General features: G+C 35.5%; 13 protein-coding genes and 4 tRNA genes. 6 read left to right on the forward strand and 11 right to left on the reverse strand.

Annotated elements, in window-relative coordinates; genetic code table 11:
- Positions 1–102: 102 nt before the first annotated feature.
- On the reverse strand, positions 103–603 hold the full coding sequence (locus FLA105534_RS18605) for a tetratricopeptide repeat protein (RefSeq protein WP_246253266.1): 501 nt from the start codon (positions 601–603) through the stop codon (positions 103–105).
- A 283-nt stretch (positions 604–886) separates the two neighbouring features.
- Here FLA105534_RS18605 and FLA105534_RS18610 point away from each other — a divergent pair, with 283 nt between their 5' ends.
- A complete protein-coding gene (locus tag FLA105534_RS18610) occupies positions 887–2209 on the forward strand; it encodes a serine hydrolase domain-containing protein (protein WP_173967594.1) in 1323 nt (440 codons plus the stop codon).
- A 76-nt stretch (positions 2210–2285) separates the two neighbouring features.
- Here FLA105534_RS18610 and FLA105534_RS18615 read toward each other — a convergent pair whose 3' ends face one another.
- A complete protein-coding gene (locus FLA105534_RS18615; RefSeq protein WP_173967595.1) occupies positions 2286–3230 on the reverse strand; it encodes a DUF4421 family protein in 945 nt (314 codons plus the stop codon).
- A 613-nt stretch (positions 3231–3843) separates the two neighbouring features.
- On the opposite strand from FLA105534_RS18615, the gene FLA105534_RS18620 reads away from it, so the two are divergent.
- Positions 3844–4788: a TauD/TfdA family dioxygenase gene (locus FLA105534_RS18620; RefSeq protein ID WP_173967596.1), complete on the forward strand. Its 945-nt coding sequence runs from the start codon at positions 3844–3846 to the stop codon at positions 4786–4788.
- 309 nt (positions 4789–5097) lie between these two features.
- On the opposite strand, the gene FLA105534_RS18625 is transcribed toward FLA105534_RS18620, so the two are convergent.
- The 4 genes from FLA105534_RS18625 to FLA105534_RS18640 all read right to left on the reverse strand — a co-directional run bounded on the left by FLA105534_RS18625 (position 5098) and on the right by FLA105534_RS18640 (position 5636).
- A tRNA-Lys gene (locus FLA105534_RS18625) sits at positions 5098–5170 on the reverse strand.
- A 158-nt stretch (positions 5171–5328) separates the two neighbouring features.
- Positions 5329–5411: transfer RNA gene (locus tag FLA105534_RS18630), tRNA-Leu, on the reverse strand.
- A gap of 41 nt (positions 5412–5452) precedes the next feature.
- Positions 5453–5525, reverse strand: a tRNA-Lys gene (locus FLA105534_RS18635).
- Positions 5526–5563: 38 nt separating this feature from the next.
- A tRNA-Lys gene (locus FLA105534_RS18640) sits at positions 5564–5636 on the reverse strand.
- A 127-nt stretch (positions 5637–5763) separates the two neighbouring features.
- Between FLA105534_RS18640 and FLA105534_RS18645 the strand changes: the two genes are divergently transcribed.
- Positions 5764–6282 carry a shikimate kinase gene (locus tag FLA105534_RS18645; protein ID WP_173967597.1) on the forward strand — a complete coding sequence of 173 codons (519 nt, stop codon included), beginning with the start codon at positions 5764–5766 and terminating at the stop codon, positions 6280–6282.
- Here FLA105534_RS18645 and FLA105534_RS18650 read toward each other — a convergent pair.
- Together FLA105534_RS18650 and FLA105534_RS18655 are read right to left on the reverse strand one after the other, a co-directional pair.
- A complete protein-coding gene (locus tag FLA105534_RS18650; RefSeq protein ID WP_173967598.1) occupies positions 6274–6774 on the reverse strand; it encodes a phosphoribosyltransferase domain-containing protein in 501 nt (166 codons plus the stop codon). The two genes, FLA105534_RS18645 and FLA105534_RS18650, sit on opposite strands and share 9 nt — an antisense overlap.
- Before the next feature lie 216 nt (positions 6775–6990).
- Entirely contained in the window at positions 6991–7380 is a 390-nt protein-coding gene (locus FLA105534_RS18655; protein WP_173967599.1) for an RNA-binding S4 domain-containing protein, read from the reverse strand.
- Between the two features lie 79 nt (positions 7381–7459).
- Between FLA105534_RS18655 and FLA105534_RS18660 the strand changes: the two genes are divergently transcribed.
- Positions 7460–8650: an FKBP-type peptidyl-prolyl cis-trans isomerase gene (locus FLA105534_RS18660; RefSeq protein ID WP_173967600.1), complete on the forward strand. Its 1191-nt coding sequence runs from the start codon at positions 7460–7462 to the stop codon at positions 8648–8650.
- Between the two features lie 252 nt (positions 8651–8902).
- Positions 8903–9856, forward strand: a complete 954-nt coding sequence (locus FLA105534_RS18665; protein ID WP_173967601.1) for a hypothetical protein — start codon at positions 8903–8905, stop codon at positions 9854–9856.
- Positions 9857–9935: 79 nt separating this feature from the next.
- Here FLA105534_RS18665 and FLA105534_RS18670 read toward each other — a convergent pair whose 3' ends face one another.
- The 3 genes from FLA105534_RS18670 to FLA105534_RS18680 all read right to left on the reverse strand — a co-directional run bounded on the left by FLA105534_RS18670 (position 9936) and on the right by FLA105534_RS18680 (position 12881).
- Positions 9936–10889, reverse strand: coding sequence for a transketolase family protein (locus FLA105534_RS18670; RefSeq protein WP_173967602.1), 954 nt, complete (start codon positions 10887–10889; stop codon positions 9936–9938).
- A gap of 75 nt (positions 10890–10964) precedes the next feature.
- Positions 10965–11813 (reverse strand): transketolase, encoded by an 849-nt coding sequence (locus tag FLA105534_RS18675; RefSeq protein WP_173967603.1) that lies wholly within the window; start codon positions 11811–11813, stop codon positions 10965–10967.
- Positions 11814–12020: 207 nt separating this feature from the next.
- The gene (locus tag FLA105534_RS18680; protein ID WP_173967604.1) at positions 12021–12881 is read right to left on the reverse strand and encodes a polysaccharide deacetylase family protein; all 861 of its coding nucleotides are present in this window, start codon (positions 12879–12881) and stop codon (positions 12021–12023) included.
- Positions 12882–13145: 264 nt separating this feature from the next.
- Here FLA105534_RS18680 and tgt point away from each other — a divergent pair, with 264 nt between their 5' ends.
- Entirely contained in the window at positions 13146–14276 is a 1131-nt protein-coding gene (gene tgt, locus FLA105534_RS18685) for a tRNA guanosine(34) transglycosylase Tgt (RefSeq protein ID WP_041515562.1), read from the forward strand.
- The last annotated feature ends 23 nt before the right edge of the window (positions 14277–14299 follow it).

The raw sequence follows: 14299 nt of genomic DNA on the forward strand, positions 1-14299 counted from the left end.
TAAAAATATCTTTCAGACCAGAAAATGGGCTGTAAAGAAAAAGCAATCTGTAAATATAATTTCTACAGATTGCTTTGGTGTTTATTGTTTTAAGATTACTCTCTATTTACAAAAAGTTGCTTTGTTTTTGATAGCGCTTTGGCTGCCTAATTCGATTGCTTTTGTGAAATCTTTGCAGGCATTTTTTTGGTCGCCCATTTTGTTATAAGCTAAAGCTCTCAGATTGTAAGCGATATAATCTTTTGGGTTCAACCCTAGAGATGAGGTACAGTCTGCAACAGCCTCTTTAAAATTCATTAATTTATAGTTCACGTTGGCTCTTCCGGTAAAAGCATCGGCATTCATACTATCCAGGTCGATGGTTTTGCTAAAATCAGCCAGAGCTCCTTTGAGATCGTTGAGCTTTAGTTTTGCAACACCACGATTTTGATAAGCTTCGACAAATTTTGAATTCATACTGATGGCTTTTGTGTAATCGGCAATTGCTCCTTTGGTATTACCGGCTTCGGCCTTTTTTATGGCTTTGTCAAAATAGCCGGTTGCGGATTGTGCCCAGGTCGAGCAAGTGATCATCAGAAATGATAATAATAGAAATTTTTTCATAAACCAATTTGGGATTAGGTTAGTAGGTTAATAATTCGGAAACGAATTTAGTGAAGTTTTTGTTTTGTAAGAGAAGTTCGTTTATGAAATATTCATTATTTTTTTGGCTAAATCTAGAGGTTTTATACACTTGTTAGAGGTAGAAATTTGATAGGATTCATAAGGTGTTTGAAATTAAGTTCTTAACTTAGCATATGTCGTTATGTTTTTTTCTATTGTTAAATTGAATGGAAAGTGTAATGACATCCTGTTTTTTACTGTTCCTTAATTAATGTAGAATAATATGAAACAAGTCTTTTTTTTGTCTCCGTTTTTATTTAGTTTGATGTTTTTTTGGAGTAACAGCACCGCTGCACAGGAAAAAACAATGTATTTGGATGCTGCACAGAGTGATCCAATAATGATAGGATGGATGAAAGGTTCTCCTCCGCCGGATAATAAGATTCCACGATTTGAGGATGGAAGTTTTTTTCAGTTTCCGGCTCTTCGATGGAGCGTGGCTCATATGCGCCAGTTTATGCCAACAGTAAATGTTTCGCGTGGATTGGGTACGGCAATACCACTAACAAAAAACGGCAATAAAGATATTGACAAGATTAAATTTGTTCCTCTGGGGGAAACAAAAGCGATGACCTGGGAAGTATCTATGCAAAAAGTCTATGCCGATGGTGTGATTGTGATGCATCATGGGAAAGTGGTATACGAAAAGTACTTTGGAGCCTTAGCGGTAGACGGACAACATGCAGCGATGTCGGTTACAAAATCGTTTACCGGTACACTTGGTATTATATTGGCAAAAGAAGGCTTGATCGATACAACAAAAACGGTTTCCTATTACATTCCCGAACTTAAAGAATCGGCGTTTGGTGATGCTTCTGTGAGAGAAATTATGGACATGACAACTGCTCTACAGTTTAGCGAAGACTATGCTGATCCTAATGCCGAAATATGGAAGTTTTCGGCAGCTGGAAATCCATTGCCAAAACCTAAGGATTATACAGGGCCAAAAACATATTATGAATATTTGCCAACGGTTAAGAAAAAAGGAGTTCATGGAGAGAGCTTTGGGTATAAAACTGTTAATTCGGATGTTTTAGGATGGATAATTTCCAGAGTTACCGGAAAAACAGTGGCTGAGGTGCTCTCTGAAAAAATATGGAGAAAAATAGGAGCGGAGCAAGATGGTTATTTTTCTGTTGATGTGATTGGGACACCTTTTGCCGGAGGTGGTTTTAATCTTGGTTTGAGAGACATGGCACGTTTTGGTCAGTTAATTCTAAACAATGGCAAAGTAGGCAAGCAACAGATTATTCCTAAAGCGGCAATCGACGACATTAAGAAAGGCGGTAATAAGCAAGCATTTACTAAAGCTGGATATTCTCTCTTAAAAGGATGGAGTTATAGAAATATGTGGTGGATTACTCATAATGCACATGGAGCGTTTTGTGCGCGTGGTGTACATGGACAAGTCATTTACATCGATCCGAAAGCTGATATGGTTATTGTGCGTTTTGCATCTAACCCAGTTGCTGGTAATGCTGCAAATGATCCTTATTCTTTGCCTGCTTATGAGGCTGTAGCAGAATTTTTGATCAATCGTAAATAGACACCAGGCCTTTTTTGATAAATTGGAGTTTCAGGTTGGAGTTCGTTTTTTAGCTTCAGACGAAGAATGCTGGGTTTTATTCTGATTTTTCTCTACTTGAAAAAGGATTGGTGTTTAATCGCCAGATTGCGCTAATCTGGAAATTCCCCGAAGATAAACCGATGTTATTTTTATTGTCGTCAGAGAAAGAGGAGAAGGTAGCATTATTGATATAGGATAACCCGAGAGACCATCTCTCTTTGTTGTATCCAAAAGCAACTCTGGGGAAAAATGTTGGGTAAACTTCGATTCTTTGTTTGCCAAAATCGTTTATTCTTTCACTACCAATATTGACGCCTATTGTTGCCGATCCGCTCGTAAACCATCTTTTGCTGATCGCCCAGGTATAAGCATAGCCTCCGCTGATACCAAATTGAAAATTGCGCAATGAGTTTCTGGATTTGTATACAAAAGAACTGTCGGAACCTATTTTTGAAAAATAAACGCCTCCGCCAAGCAGAAAGCTTCCTGCAGATTTTAATTGCCTTTCGTTTTGTACAAAAGCAGCTTTGTAGGAGAATTTTTTGTTATTAAAGACATACTGTCCAAAGGCTCCATATTGTTGAATTTTTAGATCAGGGAATAATTGTATGTTTTTGTCAGCATCGTCGGCAGTGTAGAACCTATGATATTTTTGAATGAAAAGGTCAATAATGAACTTTCGTCCGTAATTATGGATTTGAAAATCGAGTGCTTTGGTTTTTCCTTTTTCCTTGTCTTTCAGAAAGCTTAGGCCTTGTCCGTAACTAAAATCGATTATGGTGTTTTTTATAGAGACACCAAGACCGAAACTCATGGGGGTGTTGGGCATAAATTTTTTAATGTCTCCATCTGTTTTCTGTTGTAATGAAATGAACTTCATCGACAAATAGGTTCGTATGGAAGCTTTGTTTTCAAAAGGCTTGATGTACGTCGTGTCGATCTGCGCAATGCAAAAATACGGGAGAACAAAAATAAGAAGTAGCGAAAAGTAGAATTTCATTAGATTGTCGAACGGAAAATGATTGGGCTTATTGTTGGTAAGGGAGTTTTAAAAGCTATTTTTCATTGTTTTGTTTCATTGCAGAATTGGTCTTATTTCTATTGCAATGACAAGTTTCGTATTTCTAAGTTTTCTTATTCAGCGTATTAATTTGGTTGATATGTTTTGAGTCAGCTAAGGCATTCAATATTCAAAGATATCTAAAATTATTGTAGAAGATAGTATTTGGTGAAGAATGGACATTGTTTTAATGAATTTAGGTACGGTGCTTTGAGCTATTTTTTAGTTTTCAGGGATGATTTTTTTTGTTTTGTAAAATGCTGATAATTAATGGTGTGTTGCTTTTTTGTTCTCCGAAGAGCTGCATGCTTAAGAAAGTAACGAGTGAATATTTTGCAGGATTATTCTTTAATGTTGATTATTCTTTTATATTTGAGTTATAGAATGTTTATTCTTACGTTTTTTCTTTAAAATAAAACATGCTTTTTTTTCTCTTTTAAATTACAGATCTAAGGAAGGAATGATACTTAAGTGGTTCTTGAAAAAGAATTAAGTAAAAAGGTATGCTAAGACAGGAGTAAATTGTTGTTTTTTAACTAAATAAATATATTAAATGTTGTCAGAGAAAGAAGAGAATATGCCATTTATATGGTATAAAAAAGAAGATGATAAAAGAAGTCTTCAGGAAATTATTAAAGAAGAAATGGATGTCATAATAAAATTTACTCATACCAATGGGGCAATTTTGTTTAGAGGATTTAATGTTGATAATGAAATTTCTTTGGAGGAGTGTACTTCCAGTTTCCCTGGGAATGGCCTGGATTATGTTGGTGGAAACTCTCCAAGAACCAAACTGCATAATAAAGTATATACATCAACTGAGTATCCGCCAAATTTATTCATTTCTCTCCACAATGAGCTTTCTTATGCAAGTAGCTGGCCTAAGTTTATATTTTTTTGCTGTTCTGTTCCTTCACATACTGGAGGGAGTACAGTCATTGCTGATAGTAGAAAGATATATAATGATCTTTCGGAGGAATTGTTAAACGAATTTAAAACTAAGGGTGTTCGGTACATCAGAAATCTTAATGGTGGTGCCGGTGCCGGTGTTTCCTGGCAGAAGACTTTTGAAACAGATAATAAATATGAGGTCGAAGAACATTGCAGATTAAATCAAATTGATATAAAATGGCGTAGTAATAATAGCTTACAACTAATTGAAAATAGACAGGCGATAGTTCAACATGATATTTCTTCCGAGTGGGTTTGGTTCAATCAGGCGGATCAGTTTCATCCTTCAACTAATCCGCCGCAAATATACGAAGCTTTGATGGATTGCTATGAGGATGATGTATTGAGTATGCCTCAATATGCATGTTTTGGTGATGGAAGTTTTATTCCGTTGGAGTATCTCGATGAAATAAGAGAAGTTACAAGAAAACATAGTGTTTATTTTACTTGGAACAAAGGAGATTTGCTTGTTCTTGATAATGTTTTAACAGCTCATGGCAGGGAGCCTTTTCAGGGAGAACGAAAGATTTTGGTTTCTATGCTGTGATACTAAAATTTAAAAATTTAATAAAAGCAACATTTGAAGTATGGAATCGAAATGATGGTAAAATATAAAAATGTTGCTTTTTTTGCAGTGTAAGGTGCTCTTATGGATTTCCAATCGGGTCATATTTAAGCGTTCTCATATTACCTGTAGAAAAAAGGGCCTGAAAAGCAATTTTTAAAGATTAGGATTTAGAGACGGGAAAAATTTGTCTTTTATGTTAGTTTGAGTTTTTAATAGAGAATGGTTGTGTTATTTCATGACTGGACAGGAAATAAAAAAAGGCCAGATAAATAAATATCTGACCTTTTGTGACCCGACTGGGGCTCGAACCCAGGACCCCATCATTAAAAGTGATGTGCTCTACCAACTGAGCTATCGAGTCATATTCTTTCCTTGAACGCGGGTGCAAATATAAGAAGTTATTTTTGATATATCCAACCTTCTTTTAAGTTAAATTTAAGTAAAGAATTAATACGTTGAAATGGAGGGTGTAAGCAAAAAAAAAGGTAAAGTACGTTTTGCGTATTTTACCTTTTTTAGTGACCACGGTGGGATTTGAACCCACACGCCCTTACGAGCACCACCCCCTCAAGATGGCAAGTCTACCGTTTCTCCACGTGGCCAAAAATTAAAAAAGGTCAAGTAAATTAATACTCGACCTTTGTGACCCGACTGGGGCTCGAACCCAGGACCCCATCATTAAAAGTGATGTGCTCTACCAACTGAGCTATCGAGTCAATGCTATCAAGAAACTTATATTGTGAATCACAGTTTGTGACCCGACTGGGGCTCGAACCCAGGACCCCATCATTAAAAGTGATGTGCTCTACCAACTGAGCTATCGAGTCATATTCGCTTCTTGAACGCGGGTGCAAATATAAGAAGTTTTTTTTATTATTTCCAAGCTTATTTATTATAAATTTGTCTTTTTTTAATCAAAATTTACAACCTCTTAGTTTATAAGGTATTATTAAAATGAAAAAAATCATATTGTTAGGATATATGGGTTGCGGGAAGTCAACGATTGCCCAAAATATGTCGAAAATTACAAATATTCCGTTTCTGGATTTAGACAAATGTATCGAAAATAGAGTCAATTTATCAATAAATGAGATTTTCGAGCAGCATGGAGAGATCTATTTTAGAAAATTAGAGCACGAAATGTTTGTAGAATTGCTCCAATCTTCAGAGAATAGTATAATTGGTTTAGGTGGAGGGACACCGTGTTATGCCAATAATCATGAATTGTTAAAAGGAGAGGGTGTTGTTTCGATATATTTAAAGGCTTCGATAGAAACTTTATATGGAAGATTGATTCATAATAAAAGCAAACGACCGTTAATCGCTGATATGAATGAAGAGGAAATGAAAGAATTTATCGCGAAACATTTATTCGACAGAAGCTTTTATTATAACCATGCGCAATATAAAGTTACGGTTGATGATAAAACTGTCGAAGAAACGGTTCAGGATATTTTAGCGATTTTAGCTTAAGAAAGCATAGTTGTCGCCGTTTTCATCAAAAACGACCTGTACATGTTCTAATAAAGAAGTAGACAAGGAAATTCCTTTAAAATCGGCTTTTACAGGATACTTTTTGTGATTTCTGTCTACCAGTACTGCTGTTTTGAATTTCTTAAGTGGAACATCTAAGAAATGACGAACAGCATATATTAATGTAGTACCTGAATTTAAGACGTCATCAACCAATACCAGGCCTTTGTTCTCGTACTCTTCTTTAGCTAATGATGTAGTGATAGGGAACTGTGGGTTTTGTTTGTTGACTTTAACTTCGCAAAGCGAAACTTTAAGCGTTGAAATACTGGCTAGGGCCGAAGCGAGCTTTTGAGCAAAAACAGAACCGTTTGAAGCTATTCCGGCAATTACAACTTCGTCTTCATCCACAAAAGTTTCATATATCTGATAAGCGATACGTTTTATTTTGTGTTCGATTTCCTGATTGGTTAAGATGATGTTTTTGCTCATGATTTAATTTTTTGCTAATATAACTAAATTTAAATTTCAATATAAAAAACTCAAATTCCAATTTTGATAATGGAATTTTTAATTTTTTAAATCCCGAATTCCAATGTTGGGGAAGGGATTTTGAAATCATAGTGTTGAGGTTTGATTTTTAGGATTTTACCTGTTTAAAGTTTTTACAGACATAAATTTTGGAATTTGAATTTTAGAAATTTGAATTTAAACTTCTTCTTCCTCGTCAAAAATCTCATTGCCGTATTCATCAATATCCCGACGGTCTTTTTTGGTAGGTCTTCCGGTTCCGCTTTTGCGATAATGCTCTTTGGATAGTTTTAGCAATTCCAGGTGTGCATAAGCTTCAGGGGGAGTTTCGTTTTTTCGGTAGATGTCAACCAGTTTTGCTCCTACACGGCTTTCAGGAATGTCGAGTACGGTTATAATTTGTGTGATCTGATCTTTTCTAAAGGTAATTCTGTCAGTAGGAAAAACCTCTTTGGATGGCTTTGCAACTTGTCCATTTACAGTGATATGGTTTTTTTTGCAGGCTTCCGTAACCATGTTTCGGGTCTTATAATATCGCACGCACCAGAGGTATTTGTCTATTCTCATAATTTTTCTAAAATCAAAGTTAAAATCTTTACAAAAATAAATCAATATTGTATCTTGCGCACCTAAAAAATTAACAATAATGAATAAATTTAAATATTATTTTATTTTATTGCTTGCGGGTGTTTCGTTGGTTTCTTGTAGTAAAAAAGATGATGATGAGGTGGTGACTGTGCCATTAAGAGATTATGCTGCGCAATATAAAGCTGATAATGATTCTATTGAGAAATATTTAAAGACAAATTATATAACTGTTATCAATAGCCCGGGAACTCCTCAAGATCAGGATGTGGTGATTAAAAAAATAGTCGCAGGTGATGGAAATGTTTCTATTTGGGATCAAAAGACATATCTTTTAGAGACAAGAAACGTATATAGTAATGATGTCAACTATAAAGTTTATTATTTAACTTTAAGAAAAGGAACTGGTAGTGCTCCCACCAATACGGATAAAATTGTATGTTCTTATACTGGGACTTTGTTGAATAATACGTTGTTTGATACTTCGAATAATTTCCCGAAATATTTTAATTTGTTTCCATATGCAGTTGAGAGAACTGTAATTGAAGGGTGGTCGGAGATTTTTCCGAAGTTTAAGACCGGTACCTCAAGCACGGATAATAATGGGGTTATTACTTATAGTGGTTATGGCGCAGGGGTTATGTTTTTGCCGTCAGGATTAGGGTATTTTGGAAGTCCTCCAGATAATAGTGTTCCGGCTTATTCTCCCTTAGTGTTTAGTTTTAAGCTTTTCGATCTTCAAAGAATGGATAATGAGTATACTCTTTCTTCAACGGGTCTGGTTTTTGTAGGAGACGGGGTTCCGGATTATCTGGAAGATCTTAATGGAGATGGTTACTTGTATGATTATAGCCTGAATAAGACTAAGTATCCCAATCCGCCAAAAAATGATAAAGTGTATGATACCGATGGTGACGGGATTTCTGATTTTCTTGACTTTGATGATGATGGAGATGGTTTTTCAACCCGATTTGAAATTACAAAGCCTGCAGGAGAAATTGGTATTGTAAATGGTATTAATTATGGTGTAAGTAAATATTACCCTTGGGAGCCGGTTGTAGATAATCCATTAACTCCTAATGTAGATGAAACTGAACCAAGGGGTATTCCGAGAAGGCCAACGGGAGTGCTTGCAGATCCTACTAAGCCAGAATCGTATACGAATTCGAGAAAATACATAGATGCAGATTATACAGCACCAGGTAGAAAAAGAATTCATTTGGATAATACCTTTCCTTATAAGCAGAATTAAATTTTAATTTATAGCAAATTTTTAAGACCTCGAAAGTGATTTCGAGGTTTTTTTATGGTTAATGCCTAACGAATTGTTTAAAATCTAAGAATAGTATTGTGTTAAAGTTTGAAAAAGCACTTTGGTTTAATCGTCTCTTTGCAAGTGTTTTAAGTGGGTTTTTTCTGATTATTTAAAAATACTCTCGCATTTATGTAATTATAGTCTTATTTTATTATGTATTATTGTAGGATAATATTTAAATATAATGAGATGAAAAAATTATTTGCATTGTTTTTAGTGGCGACGGCTTTGTCGTGTGGTAGTGAGGATCAGGAAAATCAGAATGTTGCTCAGTCTGCAGTAAGCTCTGAGTCGGTTTTAGATGGTAAAATGTTATCATTTAAAGATGAGGAATCTTTTGTAAAAGAGTATTCGGATTTAGCAATCTTAAGTAAAGATCAGCTTCAAAAGTGGATTTCTGATAAAAAAGTAACTGCATTGTTGAATACTTCAAATGATTCAGTGGTGATGCAGGAAGATATTATATCAAAATCTAGATTGATTTATTCAGATGCATTAAAATCAATTTTAAATGCAGAATCAAAAGTGAAGATAGGAAATAAAATGTTATGGCTTAACGAGCGTAGTTTTTATTTATTATCAGAAAATGAAGTTAATAAAACTCCAGAAGAACTTTTTAGTCTTAAAGATAAATTGGAGGTGTACGGGCAGTTGTTGGGTATGGCAGATACTGCTGGAAAAAGAACAGGGAGAGGGATTATGCCAAATGAGAACTTGGTAAAAACATTTGTCAGTGAAGAAGTTAATGTGAATGGTACAAGGCATAGAAATGTTGTTGAAATATTTAATGAAACCATTTATTTTAGTGGTACTAATTCTGTTCAGACGAGCAAAATGTATTTGCGAACTACGATGCAATACAGATCTTGCTCTACTTGGAGATGTAGTTGGAAAGAGAATATGTATCCACGAACTTTGACGACAGTTGGTTTTCATTGTTCAGTTTGTGATATCGGACATTCTTTTTGGTCTAATAGGTTAAGTCTTCCCGCTGCAACGGTATCAGGTTCTCAGATGTATCTGTTAGCAGAGTGGAGATTTATAGCTCCTGTTGCTAATCCGCATATAAATTATGCTATTTCTGGTACATTTATTTGTACGGTGGTAGGGCATGCAATGCCTGTTAATGTATCCTGGTATTAATGATTTGACAATCAGTTGTGAAAAAAAACCTCGAAAAGTAATTTTCGAGGTTTTTTTATAAAGTAAGAAAATGAAATAATTATTTTCTTTTGATAACTCTTTCTACAGCTTCAACAATCGCTTGGTTGTTTAATTTGTATTTTTCCATTAGTTGTTCTGGAGTTCCAGATTCACCAAAACTATCGTTAACAGCTACAAATTCTTGCGGTGCAGGATTATTTAAAGCTAATACTCTTGAAACACTTTCTCCAAGACCTCCGAGAATGTTGTGTTCTTCTGCAGTTACCACACATTTTGTTTTAGCCAATGATTTTAGAATGGCTTCTTCGTCAAGAGGTTTAATAGTGTGGATGTTTATTACTTCAGCAGAAATTCCTTTTGCTTCAAGAGCTTCAGCAGCGATAAGAGCTTCCCAAACTAAGTGTCCTGTTGCAACAATGGTTACATCAGTTCCTTCGTTTAATAAAATTGCTTTTCCAATTACGAAAGGCTCATCAGCAGGTGTAAAGTTAGGTACAACCGGACGACCGAAACGCAAGTAAGCTGGGCCATGGTGATCTGCCAATGCTAAAGTAGCTGCTTTAGTTTGATTGTAATCGCAAGTATTGATTACAGTCATTCCTGGTAACATTTTCATTAATCCAATATCTTCAAGGATTTGGTGTGTTGCTCCGTCTTCACCTAGTGTTAAACCAGCGTGAGAAGCACAAATTTTTACATTTTTATCAGAATAAGCAACTGACTGACGAATTTGATCGTAAACTCTTCCTGTAGAGAAGTTAGCGAAAGTTCCTGTGAAAGGAATTTTTCCTCCAATGGTTAAACCTGCAGCAATACCAATCATATTTGCTTCAGCGATACCAATTTGAAAAAAACGCTCTGGGTGATTTTTTTTGAAATCATCAAATTTTAATGATCCAATTAAGTCAGCACATAATGCTACAACTTTTTCGTTTTTTTGACCTAGTTCAGTCATTCCCGCTCCAAAACCCGAGCGAGTATCTTTACTTCCTGTATTTTCGTATTTTTTCATTTTTGTTTTTTTGCTGTACGCAATAGGCTGTAGGCAATAGGCATAAAGCTTACTGCTTAAGGCTTAAAGCTGTTTTTAATAGTCTGCTAAAGTTGATGTGTTTTGAGCCAGAGCACTTGCCAACTGATCGTTGTTTGGTGCTTTACCATGCCATGCATGTGTGTGCATCATAAAATCAACTCCATTCCCCATTTCTGTATATAACAAAATACAAACCGGTTTTCCTTTTCCTGTTCTTGATTTAGCATCGTTTAAACCTGCAATGATAGCATCGATATTGTTTCCTTCTTTAATTTCAAGAACGTCCCAGTCAAAAGCTTCAAATTTTGCACGAAGGCTTCCCATTGCCAAAACTTCGTCAGTTGTTCCGTCAATTTGTTTTCCGTTAACGTCGATAGTTGCAATAAGGTTGTCTACATTTTTAGCAGAAGCATACATGATAGCTTCCCAGTTTTGACCTTCTTGTAATTCACCATCTCCGTGTAAAGTATAAATCAAATGATTGTCACCATTTAATTTTTTTGCCTGAGCTGCACCAAGAGCTACAGATAAACCTTGTCCTAATGAACCAGAAGCCATGCGAACTCCAGGTAATCCTTCGTGAGTTGTTGGATGTCCTTGTAAACGTGAGTTTAGTAATCTAAAAGTGGCAAGTTCTGAAACAGGGAAATAACCGCTACGTGCTAGTACGCTATAAAATACAGGAGAAATATGTCCGTTTGAAAGGAAGAAAATGTCTTCTCCAATTCCGTCCATATCAAAACCTTCTTTACGCTCCATAATGTTTTGGTACAGTGTTACCAAAAATTCAGTACAACCTAATGAACCACCTGGGTGACCTGAGTTGACAGCATGTACCATTCGAAGAATATCTCTTCTTACTTGGATAGTTAAATCGCTTAATTGTTGTGTGTTAGGCTTCATTTTATGTGTAAAAGTTAAACTGGTGCAAAAGTAATTTTTATTTTGCGGGGAGACAAATGATTTTCCGGTTTAGTTTGCGCTAATGATGAAATTATCCCACTTTTTTGCGTCAATATGGAGAAAAAATGGGTTGTTTTGGTTTTGTAAAGACAAAAAAGGCAAGGCCATGATTTCAAAGGGGAATTGGCTAATTGTTAAATTATCTAATTATCTAATTGATCCAATCTCTCGCCAGGTAACCAATTGAATGTTGTTTTCTTTTAGTTTTTTGCCGCATTCTTCGCTAGTGAAAAAGTCAAAGTCGATTTGGCGCCAGGCCGAACCAAAATTAGGATGGTTTACGGTGATGCCCTGCATTTCAAAATTGTCATAGGCGGGATGTAGCAAGAATACATTTAAACCCGGAATAGCATTGTCCAAGGCTTTGGAATACGAATTTCTTAATTCCCCTTTTTCAAAATCGTTATAATATCCAAGTAAAAGATTATCGGTTAAAAGCATGTCGTCGAAGTTGTACTCTTCGTTAGATAAGCTAATGGATTCAAGAAATTGTTTATTGATAAAAACCGGTAAGTTGTATTGTCTTCCAAGTTCTTTGTAGATTTCTAAAATCTCAGGAGTTACACCAATACTGCACATGTGTGAGTCCAAATGGGTAGGTCGTATTCCAAATTGTAATGCTTTTTCGATTTGAGCGGTTAGTTCTTTTTTGATTTCTGATGGTTTTGCATGATTTTTAAAATCAGCTCTGGATTTATAGAAATGGCCATTTTGATCGGTTAAACTTGAAACTTCTGAAAGCGGAAGAACTGGGCCGAATTTGTAATTCTCCCATTCGCAGGTTAATGTGAGATGGACGCCACAATCGTATTGGGGATTGTTTTTGGCAAAATTGGCCATCTCGAAAAACCACGGACAAGGGGTCATGATGCTGTAGGAATTTACAAAACCATTTTGAAGTGTTTTTATTGTGGCCTGATTTTCGGAATGGGATAAACCGGCATCGTCGGCATGAATGATTAACAGTTTGGTGTTTTCGGGATATCCAAGTTTTTGCGCTAAATTCATTGTATTTGTCTTTTTTTATAGAGGAGATTAAGCGGATTTTCTGTTTTATCAAATTTAGATTTTTTTCATGATAAATACGCATTATGGTTTCAAGTTTCAGGTTTCTTTCGTATTAAAAATAAAGTTGTCTAAATAATAGGACTGTTTAAAATTCGAACAATCCAGTAATCCAACAATGTAAATTATCTAATTTTCTAATTGCCAAATTATCTAATTAGTTTTCTCTGAAATTAGCTTATCTTTGCCGACTGAAAAAAGAAACAGATGAAGTTTGATTTATTACAAAAAGATCCGCAATCTAAAGCAAGAGCGGGAAGTATTACTACAGATCACGGCGTAATCGAAACGCCTATTTTTATGCCTGTTGGTACAGTGGCTTCTGTTAAAGGGGTACACCAACGAGAACTTAAAGAGGATATCAATCCGGATATTATTCTTGGAAATACCTACCATTTGTATTTACGTCCGCAGACTGAAATTCTTGAAAAAGCAGGCGGATTGCATAAATTTATGAATTGGGACCGTAATATTTTGACTGATTCTGGGGGGTACCAAGTGTATTCACTTTCAAATAACAGAAAAATTAAGGAAGAAGGAGTAAAGTTTAAATCACATATTGATGGTTCTTATCACTTTTTTTCACCGGAAAGTGTAATGGAAATTCAACGTACCATTGGAGCCGATATTATTATGGCTTTTGATGAATGTACACCTTATCCATGTGATTACAGATACGCACAGCGGTCAATGCACATGACCCACCGTTGGTTAGATCGTTGTATCAACCATTTGGATAAAGTACCTTATAAATATGGATACGAGCAGACCTTTTTTCCAATTGTTCAGGGAAGTACTTATAAAGATTTGCGTCGTCAGTCAGCAGAGTATATTGCAAATGCAGGACAACAAGGAAATGCTATTGGAGGTTTGTCTGTGGGGGAGCCTGCAGAAGAGATGTACGCTATGACCGAAGTGGTTTGTGAAATTTTGCCGGAAGACAAACCGCGTTATTTAATGGGAGTTGGAACTCCGATTAATATCCTGGAAAATATTGCTTTAGGAATCGATATGTTCGATTGTGTAATGCCAACCCGTAATGCCAGAAATGGTATGTTGTTTACTGCAAACGGAACCATTAACATCAAAAATAAAAAATGGGAAGCTGATTTTTCTCCAATTGACGAAATGGGGCATACTTTTGTAGATACAGAATATACAAAAGCCTACCTGCGTCACTTGTTTGCAGCAAATGAATATTTAGGAAAACAAATTGCAACAATTCATAACCTTGGTTTCTATATGTGGTTGGTTCGTGAAGCCAGAAAACATATCTTAGCAGGCGATTTTAGACCATGGAAAGAAATGATGGTTAAAAATATGAGTCAAAGACTTTAAAATAAGTTGATTTGTTTAATCGT

This window comes from Flavobacterium collinsii, from assembly GCF_902804485.1.
GTDB lineage: Bacteria > Bacteroidota > Bacteroidia > Flavobacteriales > Flavobacteriaceae > Flavobacterium > Flavobacterium collinsii.

Bases quoted from the DNA above. Each gene is read 5' to 3' on its own strand.
- FLA105534_RS18610 (WP_173967594.1), top strand. From the start codon at position 887: ATGAAACAAGTCTTTTTTTTGTCTCCGTTTTTATTTAGTTTGATGTTT.
- FLA105534_RS18645 (WP_173967597.1), top strand. From the start codon at position 5,764: ATGAAAAAAATCATATTGTTAGGATATATGGGTTGCGGGAAGTCAACG.
- tgt (WP_041515562.1), top strand. From the start codon at position 13,146: ATGAAGTTTGATTTATTACAAAAAGATCCGCAATCTAAAGCAAGAGCG.
- FLA105534_RS18655 (WP_173967599.1), bottom strand. From the start codon at position 7,380: ATGAGAATAGACAAATACCTCTGGTGCGTGCGATATTATAAGACCCGA.
- FLA105534_RS18665 (WP_173967601.1), top strand. From the start codon at position 8,903: ATGAAAAAATTATTTGCATTGTTTTTAGTGGCGACGGCTTTGTCGTGT.
- FLA105534_RS18650 (WP_173967598.1), bottom strand. From the start codon at position 6,774: ATGAGCAAAAACATCATCTTAACCAATCAGGAAATCGAACACAAAATA.
- FLA105534_RS18675 (WP_173967603.1), bottom strand. From the start codon at position 11,813: ATGAAGCCTAACACACAACAATTAAGCGATTTAACTATCCAAGTAAGA.
- FLA105534_RS18615 (WP_173967595.1), bottom strand. From the start codon at position 3,230: ATGAAATTCTACTTTTCGCTACTTCTTATTTTTGTTCTCCCGTATTTT.
- FLA105534_RS18605 (WP_246253266.1), bottom strand. From the start codon at position 603: ATGAAAAAATTTCTATTATTATCATTTCTGATGATCACTTGCTCGACC.
- FLA105534_RS18670 (WP_173967602.1), bottom strand. From the start codon at position 10,889: ATGAAAAAATACGAAAATACAGGAAGTAAAGATACTCGCTCGGGTTTT.
- FLA105534_RS18680 (WP_173967604.1), bottom strand. From the start codon at position 12,881: ATGAATTTAGCGCAAAAACTTGGATATCCCGAAAACACCAAACTGTTA.
- FLA105534_RS18660 (WP_173967600.1), top strand. From the start codon at position 7,460: ATGAATAAATTTAAATATTATTTTATTTTATTGCTTGCGGGTGTTTCG.
- FLA105534_RS18620 (WP_173967596.1), top strand. From the start codon at position 3,844: ATGTTGTCAGAGAAAGAAGAGAATATGCCATTTATATGGTATAAAAAA.